At 55.9% G+C, this 18601-nt stretch carries 15 protein-coding genes and 1 tRNA gene; 9 read left to right on the forward strand and 7 right to left on the reverse strand.

All coding sequences use genetic code 11. The annotated features are described in order from the left end of the window. Positions 1-31: 31 nt before the first annotated feature. Together Poly41_RS24945 and Poly41_RS24950 are read left to right on the forward strand one after the other, a co-directional pair. Complete coding sequence (locus tag Poly41_RS24945; protein WP_146530047.1) at positions 32-595, forward strand: elongation factor P; 564 nt, start codon at positions 32-34, stop codon at positions 593-595. Between the two features lie 464 nt (positions 596-1059). After that, complete coding sequence (locus Poly41_RS24950) at positions 1060-1545, forward strand: hypothetical protein (protein ID WP_146530049.1); 486 nt, start codon at positions 1060-1062, stop codon at positions 1543-1545. Between the two features lie 2 nt (positions 1546-1547). Here the strand turns inward: Poly41_RS24950 and Poly41_RS24955 are convergent, their stop codons facing one another. Both Poly41_RS24955 and Poly41_RS24960 read right to left on the reverse strand, forming a co-directional pair. After that, positions 1548-3044, reverse strand: a complete 1497-nt coding sequence (locus Poly41_RS24955; protein ID WP_231615911.1) for a pectate lyase — start codon at positions 3042-3044, stop codon at positions 1548-1550. Between the two features lie 97 nt (positions 3045-3141). Beyond that, positions 3142-4356 carry a DUF1559 domain-containing protein gene (locus tag Poly41_RS24960; protein WP_231615912.1) on the reverse strand — a complete coding sequence of 405 codons (1215 nt, stop codon included), beginning with the start codon at positions 4354-4356 and terminating at the stop codon, positions 3142-3144. Positions 4357-5202: 846 nt separating this feature from the next. Here Poly41_RS24960 and Poly41_RS24965 point away from each other — a divergent pair. The 4 genes from Poly41_RS24965 (at position 5203) to Poly41_RS24980 (ending at position 9445) form a co-directional block, all read left to right on the forward strand. Beyond that, the gene (locus Poly41_RS24965; RefSeq protein WP_197231611.1) at positions 5203-5730 is read left to right on the forward strand and encodes an RNA polymerase sigma factor; all 528 of its coding nucleotides are present in this window, start codon (positions 5203-5205) and stop codon (positions 5728-5730) included. Between the two features lie 20 nt (positions 5731-5750). Further along, complete coding sequence (locus Poly41_RS24970) at positions 5751-6317, forward strand: hypothetical protein (protein ID WP_197231612.1); 567 nt, start codon at positions 5751-5753, stop codon at positions 6315-6317. A gap of 93 nt (positions 6318-6410) precedes the next feature. Next, positions 6411-7904: a hypothetical protein gene (locus Poly41_RS24975; RefSeq protein WP_146530055.1), complete on the forward strand. Its 1494-nt coding sequence runs from the start codon at positions 6411-6413 to the stop codon at positions 7902-7904. Continuing rightward, on the forward strand, positions 7901-9445 hold the full coding sequence (locus Poly41_RS24980; RefSeq protein WP_146530056.1) for a DUF1559 family PulG-like putative transporter: 1545 nt from the start codon (positions 7901-7903) through the stop codon (positions 9443-9445). Before Poly41_RS24975 ends, Poly41_RS24980 begins: the two co-directional genes overlap by 4 nt. Positions 9446-9580: 135 nt before the next feature. Here the strand turns inward: Poly41_RS24980 and Poly41_RS24985 are convergent, their stop codons facing one another. The 4 genes from Poly41_RS24985 to Poly41_RS25000 are packed head-to-tail and all read right to left on the reverse strand — an operon-like array spanning position 9581 to position 15699. After that, on the reverse strand, positions 9581-11527 hold the full coding sequence (locus tag Poly41_RS24985; protein ID WP_146530058.1) for a PDZ domain-containing protein: 1947 nt from the start codon (positions 11525-11527) through the stop codon (positions 9581-9583). Between the two features lie 34 nt (positions 11528-11561). Further along, the gene (locus Poly41_RS24990; protein ID WP_146530216.1) at positions 11562-12560 is read right to left on the reverse strand and encodes a S1C family serine protease; all 999 of its coding nucleotides are present in this window, start codon (positions 12558-12560) and stop codon (positions 11562-11564) included. Positions 12561-12568: 8 nt separating this feature from the next. Next, positions 12569-14446: a S1C family serine protease gene (locus tag Poly41_RS24995; protein WP_146530060.1), complete on the reverse strand. Its 1878-nt coding sequence runs from the start codon at positions 14444-14446 to the stop codon at positions 12569-12571. Beyond that, positions 14443-15699, reverse strand: coding sequence for an NPCBM/NEW2 domain-containing protein (locus Poly41_RS25000; RefSeq protein WP_231615913.1), 1257 nt, complete (start codon positions 15697-15699; stop codon positions 14443-14445). The genes Poly41_RS24995 and Poly41_RS25000 overlap by 4 nt, the downstream gene beginning before the upstream one ends. Before the next feature lie 129 nt (positions 15700-15828). Between Poly41_RS25000 and Poly41_RS25005 the strand changes: the two genes are divergently transcribed. Then, positions 15829-16779, forward strand: a complete 951-nt coding sequence (locus tag Poly41_RS25005) for a putative 2-dehydropantoate 2-reductase (protein WP_146530064.1) — start codon at positions 15829-15831, stop codon at positions 16777-16779. A 37-nt stretch (positions 16780-16816) separates the two neighbouring features. Here Poly41_RS25005 and Poly41_RS25010 read toward each other — a convergent pair whose 3' ends face one another. After that, complete coding sequence (locus Poly41_RS25010) at positions 16817-17023, reverse strand: hypothetical protein (protein WP_231615914.1); 207 nt, start codon at positions 17021-17023, stop codon at positions 16817-16819. 511 nt (positions 17024-17534) lie between these two features. On the opposite strand from Poly41_RS25010, the gene rpsU reads away from it, so the two are divergent. Further along, complete coding sequence (gene rpsU, locus Poly41_RS25015) at positions 17535-17729, forward strand: 30S ribosomal protein S21 (RefSeq protein WP_146530068.1); 195 nt, start codon at positions 17535-17537, stop codon at positions 17727-17729. 97 nt (positions 17730-17826) lie between these two features. Then, positions 17827-17900, forward strand: a tRNA-Val gene (locus Poly41_RS25020). The last annotated feature ends 701 nt before the right edge of the window (positions 17901-18601 follow it).

An 18601-nucleotide genomic window follows, 5' to 3' on the forward strand; every position in this document is an offset into this window, starting at 1 on the left:
CGGACTGTCCCCGTAGCGGACAGGAATTTTCATGCTGGCAAAAGAATTGAAGCCGGGGACCGTCGTGGTCTTTGAAGGCAATCCCGTTTTGATTGGATCGATGTCCGTACAGTCCCCGTCGGCTCGCGGCGCCGCGACGCTCTACAAGTTTCGTGGCAAGAATGTGATGACCAAGTACAAAGTCGACATCACATTGAAGGGGACGGATGTGATCGAGGAAGCCGACTTTTCTCGCCGAAATGTCCAAGTCATGTACAGCGATCCAACGCATATCTTTTTGATGGATCAAGAGAATTACCAGCAGTACGAATTGCCGCTGGAAGATGTCTCGGAACAGACACCCTACATTACAGAGGGACTCGAGGGGATCCGAGCCCTGATCTACAATGATACCTGTGTCGGAATCGATATCCCGGTCTCGGTCGAATTGACCATTGACCAGTGCGATCCTGGTGTTAAAGGCAATTCCGCAACTTCGCGGACCAAACCCGCGACGTTGGAGACGGGTTTGGTGGTCCAGGTGCCCGAATACATCAAGCAAGGCGAACGGGTGAAGGTCGATACACGAACTGGCGATTTTTTATCGCGAGCGTAGGGCCCGGGCCGCAGGAATGGGAACCTGCATCCAAGGCGTGGGGGGGCGCTGCGGCAGGGCCAAAACATCAATTCGCAAATCCACCTTTTTCCTCTCATCAAACGAGGAAACTTTTGCCGATCCTCACTTGATGACCGCCTAAGCGAGTCTAAGATGAAGGTTGTGGGAACTGAATAAGCGCCCGCAACCGCTTCGGTCGTCTAATTTCGGCAGAGGGATCATTTTTAGGGTTCGTCAAAGTCACTTCAAGGCTTGTGCAGTAGCACGCTGAGACTTTCACGTTTCTCCCAGCGGCTCCATTTTGCCGCCGACCGATCGAAGCATTTTCCATAGCCGGCCAACGATGTGAAAACGTCGTTGGTCGGTTTTTTTTTGTCGCCGATTGCTCTATGTTGGAGTCCATCCTTTCGGTTGCTCTGATGATGGTTTTCGCTGGAAGTCAATACGCCCCGAACACGGCTCTCATGTCCCAACCTCCCACTCACGCCGTTGACCAGCCGCCCCGCAGCATCGCGCCGGTACGCCAGCTTTCCTCGAGGGCATTCACGGTCGCACTGCTTGCCGTTTGCATTGCGCCGCTTGCAGGACTCAGCCTGTATGCGACGTTGTATGGCAGAGCAGCCGAGAAGAAGTTGCCCGTTGAGATCATGCTTGACCGACAGGTTCTGAAAACGCCTGGCGCCGAGGGCGGTGTGTTGGTTGACGTCGTCGTCATCAAGAATTTGGCGGACTTTGACATTCCGAATCTAACGATCGATCTGAATGGCCAGTATTTTTTGTATCGCGATTCAGCGCTTCAACAGGGCGAGACCTTGGTGCTTCCGCAAAGTATCTTTATGACTAAAGCCAATCAGCGATTCGCCCCTGGCAGGTACCCTATCACGGCAGTCACAGTGACCGGGAAATTGCCAAGCAATGCCCGTGGTGTAACGGAAACAAATTTCGAGTAGCGTTACGGCCTAAGAAAGCGACTCAGCAGGTCTACGTTTCGAATGAATTCGTCGGAGTGAACAACGCCTTCGGTAGGCACGAGCTTCTTGCCTGCAGCATCGCGAACATAGCCTGGAAGGAGCCATGCTCCGCTCGACGCTTGCCGCCCAACCACTTCGGCAACCTGATTGCCATCAGGCCTCCCTATCGCAGCCGGTTCTCTGCCATCGACCAACCGCTGATACCGAAGCTCGATTTGTTCTAAGTCGGAATCGACAACAAAGGAATAGTGGTCCGGCATGTCCGCATCATCATGCGTCATTTGATAATCCACGGTAAAGTAGATGGGCTGATTGGTCCTCAATTCATAGTAGCGAGCCAACTTGCCATCCTCTCGCCGACACGATTTCAAATAATCAATCGCGGGTCCAACCGCATCGAGAAAGCGTTGGTCCTTCGTTTCTTGATACAGGTCCATCAACGTCTTCATCACGCGCTGAGATTCAAAGCCCGTAATAGCAGGCGGTTCGAATTTCCGATCCCATACCGGCTGCATTGCGCGGTTGTATTGCTGGGCCCATGCAGGCTGCGGATCAGGCATTTGCGCAAGCAACAAAAACTCACCGCCGCGAAGGGCGCTTTGCCGGTACCGAGGATCGTCATACACATCCGCAGCCAGCAACATCGCGTCGATCATATCAAGCGAGATGCAGTCGTTGAGCACGTAACACCCCGTGAAGTCCTTCGTCCATGTTCGGTCCCACGACTCAGGATAACCTGCCCGCACGATTGGATAAAAACGTTCACTCGGTGGTTCAAGCGGAAAGCGATCGTAGTTGTGACTCCAGCCGCCAATCGGGTGCTGAGCACTTAGGCACGATCGCAGAGCATACTCCACCGCATCGTGGATCCCGGCATCCTTAAACTCAAGCGTCTGATCCAATTGACAGAAGAACCGAATCGCGGCTGCGGTGGTATCGTCGTCCAAGACGGTTTTGTTTTCGCCGTATTTGCGTTGTTTCCACACATCCCAACCTCCTGGCTGTGGCGTCTCGGCAATCGATTCCGTTTTTCCATTTGGCCCCACGCGGTAAGGAATCGACTCTCGTTTGGTGGGATCAAACTCAATCGAATAGCCCCAGCCACCGCTCCGCAGTTGCCCTTGAACGAGCGCATCTCCCACATCCTTGGCGGCATCAAGGTGCACAGGATCAAGCGTCACTCGGAACGCTTGCAGGAAGGCCATACCGACCGCCGGCGTTCCCGGCGGCTGAACCCAGACGCGGTCTTGGCCTGCAACGCCCTCGCCATGACTGTGAACTCCGTCGGCACTGGAAACCCATGCATAGCCTCCGTGGTCTGAAACGGTTTCGGCCATGAAGCGAGTCGCGTTGTGCAGCGACCGCTTGATTTGCGATTCCGTAAGGGAATCCTGCCCACACAGCAAGAGCAGGGTGTTGGGGAGAACGCCAAACATGATCAGTGCCAAGAGCGTCTGCCGAAGAACGGACGGATACATCGCGAATCTCGAAGAAACGGAAAGGGAGTCAATCAAAAACAAACGATGGTCTCGAAAGACCATCGTATCGAATATCCACTCGGTTCGCTGGTTCCGATCAGAAATCGGTTCCGATCACTTCCTTCGAGGCTCGCGTGCCAAGCGCCCCCCACAACCCGTAAGGGCTCTTCGAGCCCGGCCTACTCTTGCCGGTCCCTGACAACCAAACGTTTCCGTGATGAATGTCGCCACATTCAATCGAATCGGTGATAAAAACCACCGCGCCATCGCCCATCACCAGATGCGCGCCACCTTGGTGTCGACTGCTGATCGTGGCGGTCCCCGTACTGCTCGCGGTCGGGCCGTCAAAACAGAGTTCGCGGTTCGGTGGCAAAATCGTATTGACGGCGTTGTAGGCAGCACCGCTCGACGCCCAACGGAATCCACGACCTGCATTCACTGCAGCCAAGTTGGGTGGAACGCCGGGTATCCAGAATTGAGGTCGACTCGGATCCACGAAGCCTTCGTGTTGGCACAAGTCCGGCTCGTCTCGAACGGATTCGGTTCCCGAATCGTTACCGAGTGCGGGGATGGAGCGAATGTCGCGATCGCCCAGATCGGTTGCGATTTCGCCCAATAGAACGGTGCTCGACAACCCATCCAAGATATCACGGAAGCGAGTCGTGTCATGTGAAATGAAGGCACCGCGACACGCCGCTCGCGCTTGTTGACCGTGGGCGGCTAAGTTACTTAGCGTCACGGTGGTGTCGCTTAGGATGCCCAGAGGACCTTGATCCATGTAATGAATGGAATCCCCTAGGCACGCGGCGTAGTTGGTGCGTCCCATCGACGGCGCACCATATCCGGGATCACTGGGACAACGAAGCGTCGGCATCTCGGTCATCCAGGGCGTGTAGGACTCTTCGCCCGTCTCTGGCCCCATCGATGGCCAAGGATTGGGCGTCCCACTGGGATGGTTCATCGGACTGCTGATCTGCTCCCACAATGCTTGCTGTTCAACGAAAGGGGTCAAAGCAACCCAAATCGACAAGTCCATTCGATTGGTGAGATTGCTGCCGATCGGTGTGCCGTCGACCCACGTGCCACCGCCGTGCATCGGCAATTGATTGTAGGCGGAGTGATAATTGTGAACGGCCAAACCGAGTTGCTTCATGTTGTTGCTGCAACTCATCCGGCGAGCAGCTTCACGAGCGGCCTGGACCGCTGGCAAGAGCAGCCCGACCAAGACGCCGATGATCGCAATAACGACCAACAACTCAACCAAGGTAAAACCAAACGCTTGATGCCGGCGCATAGGAAATCGATTGTCCATGATAAAGACTCTTTTCAGGAAAAATGCGGTGATTGAAAGAATGAAGTGAGATCGTTGCTTCAAACCAATACCGGCGGCCCCCGAGAAGACTGACTGCCGCGAACCTGAGCTAGTAATAAAGGAGGCTCCCGCAGTATAGCGGATGCCGTGACTTGTGGCTGGCTCGTTCCGCAGAGGAGAAAATCGAACGCTCGCCCCGAAAGCGTTCTTGCTGCACAAAGTGCACACAATCCATCGCAGGAAACCGATTCACGGGACGGGATGAGTTGCAGCTCGCAATTGAAGTGGGTTTCCGAGCCTCGCAGAGTCGCTGCGTCAGCACGAGCATCCGTCGAGGCGGCGTGGACACAGCAGCCATGATGGGCAGTGCATCCCGCAGGCGTTGGCACCGATTCGACCGACAGCCCATCACGGACATCGCGATGATGCAGATGATGGTGCATCGCCGGTAAGAACCACCCACCAATGAGATAGGCAATCAGAGCGATTCGGGAAGTCCAGAGCGACACAGAAAGGCAGCGTTTAAGGAAGAGAGAGCAATCTTTAATTTAGGGAGTGTACGCGTCCCCCACACCCGATGTTCAAGATTATGCAAGTTTGACATCTTGCGGAAGCGGTGCGAATGGCTGGGCTTCGCCTTTTTTCTCCTAAAACGGCATGTTTTCCGCCGTGAGGGCTGCCCACCTTCACAAAACCGCAGAATTCGCCTCTCTGTTTCTGAGACAATGGCGTCTCGGTGGCGTCCTTGGTTCGAATGAGTCAGCTTATCGGCAGCTGAGCCAACATCGCTGTCACGGGGCTGCGAGAGGATGGTTGCCCATTCACGACGAAATAGAATCCGGGCCTTTGATTGAAACGAAGCAGCTTGACGAAATTTGGCGCAACCACGGTGATCGTTTGGTGCTGATCGCTCGGTCGATGGGCGAGCCTGGGTTCAGTGGCTTGGCCGAGGATGCTGTCCAAGAGGCTTTTGTCCGCTTGGCAGTCCAAGCCAAGCTGCCGCACGATCCGCTCGCCTGGTTGGTTCGGACGACACGAAATCAATTGATTGACTGGCACCGAAGTGCTTCGAGAAGAAAAAGGCGTGAAAACACGACCCAACATGACGATTGGTTCGCAGAGTCCGCCGATTGCTCGATCGATCGACTCGACGCCGCGGAGGTGACGGCCACGCTGCGCACCTTGCCGACACCTGAGCGTGAGGTGATCGTGATGAAGATATGGGGTGACATGACCTTTGCTGTGATTGCCGACGCTCTGGGTCTGTCCCGCGCCTCCGCTCATCGTGCTTTCGAGCGAGGCATGACACTGCTGAAACAGAAATACAATCCTCAGCAGCTTTCGGTGAAGCTGCAATGCCACAAGCTGAGGTGAGCTTTCCGATGAGACGAACGATGGAAAATAGAAAACAAATGTTCGATGACGAAATCGATGCTGACGACCGAGGGTTCGTCCGATCGATGCAACAGATGAGTCCATCGGCGACGAAGATCAATGCAAATGAACTGTTTTTCAAGGCTGGTTTTGCCGCAGGGGCTCAATCGACAAGACAACCGGTCTCGCATTGGCAAAGAACGGTGGCGGCAGTCCTTATCGGCATGATTTCTGTTCCAGCAGCTTATTGGTCTGGAAAAACGGCTGCTTTGGCTCCAGACGAAAGGGACATCATCGTCGCAAACGGGCCACGGGACGTTGCGTCCAAGGAGTTCAACCTACCTCAACCCGATCCGTTCGTCACTGCGAGGGCCGTGCAATCGGAAAGGAAGCGAACACCAATTCAACCCCACGACCGATTGACCGCCTTTCATGGTAACGTGGACTGGAGAATGAATCCGGATCGCATTTTGTCCGAGATCGCCCCGCTTCAACCAAGCCTAACAGAACCAGGTCCTTCGGGACCGTCGCAACCTCGTCTGTATGCAGGCGATCTGACTGCCATTTCGGAGTTAACCGCGCGATGACATTCCTGCGGCACGCGACCTTTTCTCTACCTACCCGCATTCACGGAGAATGATCCCATCGAGACAAACCTGATACCGCTTGTGAGTTTGTTGATGATCTTGTCGTTCCGAGGTGAGGCGGCCATGGCTCAAGTCATGCTCTCGCCGGCGTTTGAAACAACTCAGTCGGCTACGGACGCGGCGCCGCGGCATTCGGAATCCCCGATCAAGAGATTGCACTTATCGCCAGCGGCTGAACCCGATCCGGCGATGCGTTATCGATTTTGGCCGGCGCCCGAAAACCGAATCGCCGGGAATCCCATGCCGTTTGTCAGTCGCGCGGTGTTGTTGACCACACAGAAGTTCGGCAAAAAGAACGCGGTTCAGCACTATAACGAGGTGTTCGTCCGGTTCTCGGCCATGTCGATTGATGAGCTTCCGATCGCAGAGCTTCGCGAGTTTGTTGCGACCTATGCTGACGAACCCCTTGGTGAATTGGAGCGCGCCGAGAATTTGATGTCCGTGCAGTATGATTTGCGGATGCAGGATCTCAGTGCCAGGGAAAGGGTGCAAATGGTGTTGCCGGAGTATCAAGAGATGCGCGTGCTGGGTTGGATGCTTGCGGCGCGGATGAGGTTAGCGATCTTGGAAAGTCGTTGGGATGATTTCGCAAAGGATTGTCGGCTCTGTTTTCGGTTATCTGAAGTAGCGGGTCAGAGCAATGACTTGTTGATTGGGCGTTTGATCGGGTACGCCATCGCTTCGCTTGGACTCAATGCAATCGAAGAAGCGATCACACGTACCGATTGTCCGAATTTTTACTGGGCACTCGCCTCGATTCCCGTAAACGACCTGTTTGAAATCCGCACATCGATCGAGTTTGAATCCGTCTTGCTCTCTCGATACTTCATGGCCGACCAAGCGTCCCTGCATCCTTCGATCGGCGAGGCAGCCGCTCGTGACCGAATCAAGCAGATTGCGGAGCAGGCCAGTAAAATGTCGGTACCAAGTGAATTTGGCAATTACGATCGCAACACAGCACACCTTCTGGCGGGACTCTACGCCGTTGTGCTGAAGGAATCTTCTCGAGAAACACTCGCATCCACGCCGCGATGGAAGGAGGCAGCAAACGCGATATCCACTTCCGAAGCGGTGCTGCTGGCGACACAGCTTCGAGTCCTTCGGCTGCGCGATAGTTGGGTAAAATGGACACTCTTGGGTGACGAAAACTGGGATCGATTTGGCGACAATGCCGAAGCCGCCATTAGGCAACGTGGCGATTTCACGGATCCAGCCTTAATGGTCTCGCAGATGTTGATTCCTGCCGCCGTACCTGCTCGGCGTGCCGCTCGGCGGTCGATTCAATCGCATCATTTTTTGTGTGCTATCGAAGCCATTCGCATGCATGCGGTGTTTGCCGGCGAACTGCCAACGACGCTCAACGCCTTGCAGGTTGTCCCCGCTTGGAACGATGCAATTTCACGAGAACCGTTCGGTTACACGCGGACATCCCGGACGACCGCTACGATGACGCGAAGTCCACGCTGGGTGGGCGACGAGGAAACATCCATTCAAATTGAACTGACACCTGCAAGGAGCGGACCATGAAGTGGCTATTGATAACAACCCTTGCGTTGATGTTCAGCGTGACTGCAAACCCCTCGACCGCACAAATCAGGCAAGACGCTGAACTCACTCGCGGACCGCTCATCAATGATGTCGAGGAATCCCGACGTGTGTTTCATCCGGCAACCGTCGCACTTCGCCCCTCCTCGGCGATCCTTGTCGACGTCGACCTTGCTCAAGTCGATGTCGCAGCGGCGATTGGCTGGTTTGTCGACCAAAGCATGGTTTCGGTGAGGGAGGGAAAGGAGCTGACCCAAATGCTCGACGGGATCATCAAACCGCTTCGCAGCGTCTCGGTTGGGCATGTGTATGCCATCATCGGAACCAGTACGCTTGTGGATGGAGGGCCGGTGATTGTCATTCCCTGCGACAATCCGCTGGCGGTTGAAGGGTTGGCCTCCGTCGTGATGCAGTTGCTGCCGGGAGCGTTGTCGCTTTCGACACGCAAGCATGAGGATCTTGTCTTGATTGGCCCCGCGGTGTCCTTGGATCGAATCGATCGATATCAAGGTGACAAACAAACCCGTTTGGTTTCCTTGGCGCTGTCAAGCAGCGGGAAGGAATCACTCGATCACAAGGCAGTGTTCGAGTTGCCGACCGAAGCGAGGCGAGAGCTGTTGGCGTACTGGCCCGAGACCGCACCTTCATCGAGCCCGGTCGAGTTTTCACCCAAGCAGCTCCTCGAGGATCTGGTACATGTCACGGTTTCCTGGGACATGCCGCCGCTACCCCAAGTGCAAGTCACGATCTTCAATCGAAGTCGCGACGCTGCGTCTCGCACGAAGGAGATTGTCGATCAATGGATTGCACAACGAGAGGATTTGGCAGCACGACTTGAAGTAACGAAGGATGGTTTTGCGGTGAAAGTGACCGCCTCGACCGATGCGATCGAGGCGGCAGTCGGTCCAGCACAACGGGCCTCGGTTCGGCGTCAAGAGATCGAGAGACTGAGCGAACTGGGAAAAGCCCTTCACGCCTACCATGAATACCATGGGCATTTTCCGCCGCGCTGTTTTGTGGATCGCGATGGCCGGGAGTTGCTCAGTTTGCGAGTTTGCATCCTCCCGCACCTGGAACAACTTGCGATGTACGGTCAATTCCGGTTGGGTCAGCCCTGGGACAGTAAGCACAATTTTGAACTGGCAAAGATCATCATCCCCACCTACCGAGTCGATTCACGCCATCAGGAAGGTGCGGCAAAGACCACGGTTCGTTTTCCCGTTTTTCCCGGATCGCTCTGGGACGGGGATGGCCCACCCCGAACGGTCAAAGATGTCACCGATGGAACCTCCAATACGATTGCTGCCATCATCGCTCCGGCCGACGAAGCGACTCCGTGGTCCTCGCCAAGACGATGGGACTTATTTGGTGACGATCTCGCGGAGGCAGTCTTCGGCGACCGGGACGAAATCGTCACTTTGTTCCTTGATGGTTCGGTTCGCGTTTTCAAAAAAGACGAACTCGACAGCGAAACACTGAAAAAGTATCTCACCATTGCGGGGAGAGAAGTCGTTCAGCCATAACGTTTTGTACGCAATCAGCTTACACCGATTGAGCAAAAAACAGACTGCGTGCGTTGGCGTCGTAGGCTCTAGCCGATTCAGCAAGAATCCAGCACGCAATCGGCTAAAGCCTACCACTCCAACGAATCATCCGGGTTAAACCGCTTGCAACAAGCGAACCCAGCGTAACAACGTGTCGACGTCGATGTCGTCGACGGAGATAACAGGATAGCCCGCGTCGCGGAGCGTCGGCACCCAGGTTGGCGGCTCGTCGTTCGGATCCATCGGCAGCAGCACCTGTAACGAAGCTTCTGCGTCGTTCTCGCGAAGTCGCACGGCCGGCGGACGTGTTTTCGCAGAAACCGCGACGCCATAAAACGTTCGGCTTGCCGACATCGCGACCGCCAATGCCATCGAGTCGGCCGCTTCGGCATCCCTGCCCGACAAGGCTCCGGTCGCAGCAACGGCGACCGCCGACGAATCAATCGGGGACGTTTTGAGTACCGATGCAACAAATCGGACAATGACATCGATTTCCTTGGGCTGCCATCGCTGGTTCGACTCGGGGGCGATCGCACAGACGACGACGCCGGTTTGCTCGGCCGTTTCCGTCCATTTTTCGAGCAACGATTTTGGTGTCGTCTCTCCCGGATTCAACAGCAGTATCAACAATCCAAGTCGAGTTCGCTGATCTTGTTCGCCTGGTGCGACCACGGCAACAAGGTTTGCTGCGTCAGGAAGCTTCAACTCGTCGATGGTCCACACAGCTTCCGTAGCGGTCCAAGATTCGGGCAGACTGGCAACGCCGGCATCACCGATTGTTTCGGGAGTCACCGGAACCACTTGACTGACACCCTCTCGTTTGACGGTGACCGCAACGATCTTCTCCGGCTCTGCGGCAATCATTTGTCTCCGAAGGGAATCCGCCTCCCTGATCTCCACCTCACCGACTTTTTGAACCACATCGGAAGGCTTGAGTTTTCCGTCCGCGGGGCTGCCCGCGATGACCTGCTCAATCACGACTTCGCCTTCCTCCGCCGCTGGAACACCGGCGCCGATCGTGATCCCCAACCGCTGTGGTTTCAGCGGCGGGATCGAATCGGCCAGGCTGACTTCGGCTGTGATCGTTTGATCATCGCGGAGGACCTTGATGGTAATCGAGTCACCTGCATCGTAGCGACCGAGAACTTGGCGAATTTCTTGTTGCCGACGAACCTTTTCCCCTGCTACAGAAACGACGCGGTCTCCCGCTTTTAATCCCGCCAATTCCGCGGGCGAGCGAACACGGATTGCCGCCAATTCCGTGTCGTTTTCATAGGGATCCTTGCTCTTCGCAACAATCCCGATCAGCCCCTTCTCGATGTTCTCGCCCCGACGGAGCCGATCGAGGTTCTTGGTGATGGACTTGAAGGGAATCGCAAACGCAATCCCCGAGTCGTACCAACTGGTGGCGTCCTCCGCTCCGCCTTCGGCCACGGCGGGAATCAAGACACCAAGAGGATTTCCGTACAAATCGACTAACACGCCGCCATAAAACGAGGGCGACACGCGTGCATCGGCTTGCAAAGCGATGCCATCCAATCGATCTTCGCCACTGAGGACGCCGCGGCTGACCAACGGCGATGCATCCGCACCATAACGTCCGACCGCGACGACCGTTTGCCCCACTTGTCGATTCGTAGCTGCGGGCAAATCGATCGGTGCGAGCGAGGATTCCGTATCGATCTTCAGCAGAACCAAATCGCGATGATGGTCTTTCGCTACGACTTTCGCTGCGTGGCGTGTCCCGTCCGGCAGCATGACCAAGAGCGTGGCCGAGGGTCGGCGAATGACGATATTGGACGCCAAAATGTGACCTTCCGAATCGACCACAACACCACTCGTCGGCGCGTCCTGTTCGACCTCTCCATGGGCAACTCCCGTCCCCCCAACGATTTCAATGACCACGATCGAAGGCAAAACTCGCTGGGCCGTCGCACGTACGGCAGCGGCCATCGCGCGGCGGTACTCGGCATCTTGGGCAACAACGGGCATCACCATGCCAACGCAAAACAAAAGGGTGAACCACGGTGCGGGGGAACGCCATCTCAAAAAACGATTCACAGCTTCTCCATCCAAGTCGCTTGTCTCAGACCGCTCAATTGCCACGCAACTGAATCGGCAAAATCTCAGAATCTCGCTGAATCGTCAACGCCACGCCGTCTCGGCGGTCAATCGTCCGCAACACCTCACGCAGGGATCGCTGCGAATCGATACGCCGCCCGTTGACCAGCAACACCAAGTCGTCTGGCCGTAACGCACCACGTGCTGCCCACGAATCGGGGACCACTTCGTCCACATAAGCCGGCGTCGATTCGAGTACGTCGGGAACCATCACCAACCCAAGCGACGCGAGGGAATGGGCTTGGTCGCGTGGAAGCTTGGGCTCGCCATCATCGACCGATTGGGTCAGCCGACCTGCAATGATATCACCGATCGTTTTCCGTAGCGCCGACGCGGGGAGTGCGTAGTTGATCCAAACGCCGGTTGTCGCATCGCGAAGTTCTTTCCCCAGCATGCCAACCAAGTTTCCATCAACGTCGACCAATGCCCCTCCAGCCGCTCCTGGGTTGTTGGCAATCAAATCCAAGATCAACACGGGGCCACGATAGGGCGTTTTGAACGTTCCTCGACGCGCATCAAGGGTTGTCTTGGCGGCAACACAGCCTTGCATCACACTGGCGGATTCACGCCCCGCCGCGATTCCAAACAGATTGCTGACGGCTAGCACCGCATCCCCCCAATCGACAGTCGATTGCTGTTCGATACGAAAAAACGGCAACCCTGACGCATCAATTTTCAAGACCGCCAGTTCGAGCGACGGCTCGAACCCGACGATCTTGGCATCAAACCGACGGCCGTCATCGATCACCACCGTAGGCTCGACGTCCAATACATAACTCCACGCCGTCACGACGTGGCCTTCGGGCGAAACCAAAAAACCGCTCTGATAAGCCTCCAGCCCCGCGATCCCGCCGGCGCCGTAGACCTTCACCACTCGCTGCTGAGCCTGTTGGGCTGCTCGATCGAGAGACGGTTCCGCACTGCTGCAGGGGATGCCCCAAACAACGTGGACCATCAATGCGACACCCATCATGCGCCCGATCACAGTTGAGTCTCCCGTTCCGCCGACTCCGGCTCCGCCACCCCCGGCTCGGCCGATTCGGCAACCTTTTCCGTTTCCCATGTATCAATGTTTACGCGGAAGATCGATTCCGTCCCATAGCGCAAGTCCAACGTCACCGGTGGTGCATCGGCATCGCTGCGATCACGAATCAACCAAAGCTCGACCGGATCCTCGTCACGATCGGCAAACACTTCGATCGCTTCCACCAACTGGGTTTGTGGATGAGATAGCCAACGCACTTCCAGTTCCCCGTCATTGCCAACGACACAATCTCGCAGCGGTCGTTCCCCACCGAGCGGCATGGTCCCCAAGTAAGCGGTCTCTCCAAACTTTTTGGGGCCATCGGCAATCATTCGACGCCACGCATCGAGTGCGGGCAAGATTCCGGCGATCGATCGGTTGTCAATGGTTTCGTAAAGATCGGCCTTTGTCTCCGACTCCATCGCTGCATCACCCGCAACCATGGACAAACGCCCGCCCGAAACATAGATGGCCACTTTGCGGTCGTCATCGGTCGTACCCTTGATCGTCCATGCCATGGAACTGCCATCCTCACCACCAGGAAACTGGTCCCGAAGCGATGTCAGGAATCGCTGTTGTTGTTGCTCGTTGAAATAATAGTTCGCGAAACCTCGTCTTGCCTCAAAGACCGCCATCACCGATCCAGGGACTTCCTGACTCAAATCGGTCTCGATTGGTTCCGCATCGCCATGCGGGATCGGTGTTCCTTGACGGTTTTCATCGCCGTCGGGCATTTCCGGTTGTTTCATCGGTGGCTCTCGCGGTGGTGGCGGTGGCATTGCCCCGGCCATCTTCTCCAGCAACTCATCTTGGCGATGGACGCTTGACATACGCACCAACGTTTTGACGGTTTCACCTTCTTTGCGGTAGACCAGCTTGACGCGCCATCCGCTCGGCAGCGTCGCGATCACGTTCTGCAAATCGTTGGAAGTGTGAACGACACGGCCGTCGACTTCCAGAATTTCCGCGCCATAGGTCAAGCCGCGACGATACGCGTCACTCGTTTCCAAAATATTCGAGACTCGAACGCCACCTTCCGGATCGGTTGCCGCCGTAGCGCCCAACGTTGCGTGGTCGACGACGCGTCCACTATGCAAATAGCCGAGGAAGTTTTTCGCTTGGTTGACGCTGATCGCATAACCGACCCCCACATTGACGCGGCCACGTTTTTCAAACGAACAACGCCCTACAACACCCAACAACCGTCCGTCGGCGTCATAGAGCGGCCCGCCGGAATTGCCTGGATTGACCGATGCATCGGTTTGCAAACAGTCCGCGTACTCGAGCAGCGTTCCCGACGGATACTGGTATCGGCCGACGCCGCTGAGGATTCCCCAGGTGACGGTCGGTTGCAAGTTCGACGCCAACAAAAACGGATTGCCGATCACCATGCACCAGTCGCCCGAACGAGCCCGGCTGCTGTCGGCCATCTCGGCATAGGGAAAGTCGTCTCGTCCGAGCAGTTGGATCAACGCCAAATCGCCTACCGGATCGATGCCAACGATCACGGCATCGTAGATATTGCCATCACTCAGGCCGCAGCGCATGTAGTTTCCAGCGGGGCTGGAGACGTGGAAATTCGTCAGCGCGTAGCCCTCCGGCGAAATCAAAACGCCGCTACCGCCCCCCGCACCGCCAGGCACAAACACGCTGACGGTCGACTTCATCGCTCGCTCAATCGCTTCGATCCGTTGCCGTTCTGCCTGCGCAATCAACGGATCGACCTCAATCGGTCCCTTCGCAGCGACCGTCGACGAGATAACCGTTGACGAGATGATTGCGAGGACAAGACACAGGCATCCGATTCGCATGCAAGGACGTTTCCAAATCATCATGATCGCAACAACCTTGGACGCGAGATTCGAAACGTGTCGCCGATGTCACCATCCTGGCCGCTGTCAACCTCGATCCTTAAGCGACGGGCTTGATCAAGCGGCAGTTCCAAACCGACGACTTCGTCCCCTTCGAAACGTTTTTCCCAGGCAACTTTGCCGTCAACCCAAACTCGCACGATCGCTTGTGTCGCTCGTTCCACAGACCCGTCGCGACGCACTCCCGCAGAGAAGGTCTGAAATCCCTCGTCAATCCGATACTCAATGAAGGAACGACCAAACATCAACAGGTCCTGCGTCGATTCCGAACTGCCATCGGCTTTTGAGTTCACCGCCGCTGGAGCAAACCAAGCTTCTAACAGCGACTTGTCGATCTGCGTTTCGATCGACTCGCGGTGCGAGCGGATCGCGGGGGTCATCCCAGCTAACATCTCGACACCACCGGTCCAACGAATCGACTTGACTTGATCGAGCGGGATTCGATGTTGGATCGAACCTTGCAACTGAATCTCAAGCGGACCTTCTGCTTCACAAGGCAACAAGTCGGATGCCGACCATCGGGAACCATAGACGTCGACGATTTGAATATCACCCGGATGGTTGGCCCCTTTCGCTCCACCAAAAATCACCCCTTCGAGCCGACTGATGGGTGCATCCATCGTTTCCCCATCGATTTCGATACGGACCGCATCGGCGGAGATCGACACCACCAAGCCCTCGATAAAGTCAAGTCGATCCCCTTCGCGACGGATTGCCAAGGTATCGCTGCGCCGCCCTTCTTCGATCTTCGCGAGCCAGGCCGGGTCCACCTTCGGATTGCCGGGCCGAAACCGAATCGAACGGGCCAGTTGAATCGGGATCGATACCGTTTCTTGTCGTCGAAGCTCAACCGAAAAGGTTTCTCCGCTGAGCGTCAAAGCCTGAGCAGCAATCTCGGTGCCTGCCTCCAAAACCAGCCGCATCGTCGGACCGGTCCCTTGAGGCTCTTGTTGGGGCTCAAGAGAGGAAAGATCGGCCACAGGGATTTGCACTTCCGTCCCCGTCGTCTGAATCCGAAGACTCGACTCGCTCAACCCAGCAAACGTTCCGTCCACACCCTCGCCGTCGATCGTCGAAACACGAACGGGGAGCACCGAAACAAGGAACAGAAGCAGCAGTTTTGTCAGCATCAACGCAAACAGCCGTCGAAAATGGGGGAGCAAAAAGGATCCGTCGAAGTCGAGCCAATTGTAGCAAGAATTCCGAAAGCGAGACATTGTTGCCAGAAACCCGATCGAGGCAACTCCGTTTTCTCGAAGATCCACGTTGCCAGAAAAACAGAATTGGCCTGCAGAACGCAAATCACTCGATTGCCAACCCTGCAAGAAAGTCGGTATTTTAGGGCAATGGGAAAACAACGTTACGCAATCATTGGGGCTGGCGCTCTCGGTGGGCTTTACGGAGCCATGTTGGCCAAGCAGGGAAAGGAAGTCCATTTCTTGCTGCACAGCGATTACGACCATGTGGCCGCCAATGGCTTGGTCGTCGAAAGCGTGTGGGGAGATTTTCGCTTGCCCAAAGTGCATGCGCACGCTTCCCCCCAAACGATGCCGCCGTGTGACATCACGATTGTGGGGTTAAAAACGACGCAGAACCACTTACTTGCCGAACTATTGCCTGCACCCACACGCGATGGCGGAGTCGTCTTGGTGCTGCAAAACGGGCTCGACGTCGAGCAAGACACCGTTGCGGTCGTCGGCGAAGGCCGCGTTTTCGGTGGCTGTTGTTTTTTGTGCAGCAATAAAATCGGCCCGGGGCATATTCGCCATATCGACTACGGGCGAATTGTTTTTGGCCAATATGGAATGACCACCGAGGCAATGAGACGCCTGGGACTGAAAATCGCCGAAGACTTCAACGCCGCCGGAGTCGACACCAAATTCTCGGAATCCTTGCCCGTGGTCCGTTGGCGAAAATTGATGTGGAACATCCCGTTCAATGGGCTGTCGGTTGTGCTTGACGCCAGCACGAAGCAAATCATCGAAAACAAACATGCCTGCCGCTTAGCGAATCAGATCATCCGCGAAGTGCATGCCGGGGCCGCAGCCTGCGGCGTGGCCGTACCCGAAGAGGCGATCGAGATCACGCTCGAACACACCCGAAAAATGGTCCCTTACGACAGCAGTATGCGGCTCGATTTCCGCAACCAACGACCGATGGAGGTCGAGGCGATCATCGGGAACCCCGTTCGTGCCGCGGCGCGGATTGGCTATGAAATGTGTCGCGTCGAAATGCTTTACCAGCAACTAAAATCGATCGATGCAGCACGCTCCACCTCACAGCAGCTCCACGGCTAAGGGTTGCCGGGCAAATTTGTGTCAGGATTGCGGGTGCCTACAACAGCTCCTGATCGATCTCCTCCTCCATCGAGACACCGAGTCCTTTGAGAACTTCGGTTAGCTTTGCATCGAGCGCGTCGAGTTGCAGCAGGACGTCATCTTGACGTCGCTCCAAATCGCTGAGCAGTTGGCCCGGTTCCATGGCTTCAACATTCGAGGTCGGCGTAGGCGACATGGTGACATCACATAAAAAAGGGGTCATGCGGAAGCGTCGCGCCGCCTTGCGGAAAGCGGTTTCCTTGGTCTAAGCGTTCACGTGTTCCAAGAACCGTGGCGACACCCCACAGAGATCGACTCTTCGTTAGCGATTCCGCACACAAGCGCCGGTCGCACGCATCGGCGAAGCGGGGCAAAGCGTGACGATTATTCCGCTTCGACCGGTCAGGAAAGCGCTCTGCATTGCAAGGCTTGTGGTACACCGAAACACAAAAAGCGATCTGAACGGGCAAGCCTGACCCAGCCCCGATGCAGAAACCGACCAGCCCGAGCTGGCCCAGGGGGCGTGCCGAGCGGTGATGATCTAAAGCAAGACGAATGACCAAGAAAAACGACGTTTTTCCGTGACTGGGCATTGCCACCATGCGTTCCCGATGGGTAAACTTCCGCTCCTTCGTCTGCGAAATGGTAATGTAGATTGAAGAGAAACCGTCAATTGGTGCGATTTTCCTCTATTGTGGGGAGTTCAGAGAGATAGAAATGAAACCGGAGACAAAATGGTTAAGTTAGTGGTTCGAGATCGGGAAACAATTCAGGAGGCAGTCCGTCGATTCCGAAAGTTGGTCGAGCGAAGCGGTATTAAGAAAGAAATGCGACGCCGCGAGTATTACGAAAAGCCCAGCGAAACCAATCGTCGGAACCGGTTGCGTGCCGAGCGAAGAGCCCGTCGAACCCGAATGCTGAGCCGCTAGTCTGTTTTTGGCTTCACTCTTTTGAACCCACACGCCGATAGTCATTCCGGCGATCCAGTTCACCAGGCATCCTCCGAAAGAGGATTGTCGAACCCTCGGGCGTTTAGCTCAGTTGGCTAGAGCATCTCGTTTACACCGAGAGGGTCGGCGGTTCAAGTCCGTCAACGCCCACTTTTTCTTCCCTTCACGGCATTCCTGACTTCCCCTTTGCCGTTTCGTCTGCCCTCAATGGTTCTCCTTGAGGAGCGTGGGCGTGTCCCCCACAAACCTCTGATCGGGTCTAGCCGTTTGCAGGTTCACTCACCCCGCCACTAAAAACGACGGAGTGCTGCTAATACGGACAAGCCAATCCAGCCTGCGGGTGGCCTGACCAATCGGTGCAAGTTTGCAGACCGATGGAAAGTACCAACGATTCGAAAGTGGTCGTATGGAGCAAGTCAATTGGGTGCCAAGAAACCCTGTCCCTCGCTGCACCTGACTCTATCTAGGGGAAGCCAAACCCCCTCCTGCCGCTTGGAGGTCGTCCGGCTTTTAAGTTTTGACGAATACAGTGTTTAGGTATCCAACCACCCCTGCCCGCGCAGCGCTCGTTGTACCCCACATCCTAATCCGGTGAAATTTTTTTGGCTCCTGGTCCGAATGTGTTCCATGCGTTGGACAGGTCGTGGCAGTTTTTAAGTTGTTGATTGAAAGAGACTTACAAGATTTACCTCTCCCTCTGGGCTCGTTGTACCACATAACTCCCGCGTTTTGCATGCATTGACGGGTTGGTTTTGTGTGCAACTCCACTGGACTTTTTGCTGGACGCCGCGAATTATCCTCAATTGAGGATCCGCGTTGGTGCTGCGGTTCATGGCAAATTTCTTCCACGG

It is taken from the genome of Novipirellula artificiosorum (assembly GCF_007860135.1).
Classification (GTDB): Bacteria; Planctomycetota; Planctomycetia; order Pirellulales; family Pirellulaceae; genus Novipirellula_A; species Novipirellula_A artificiosorum.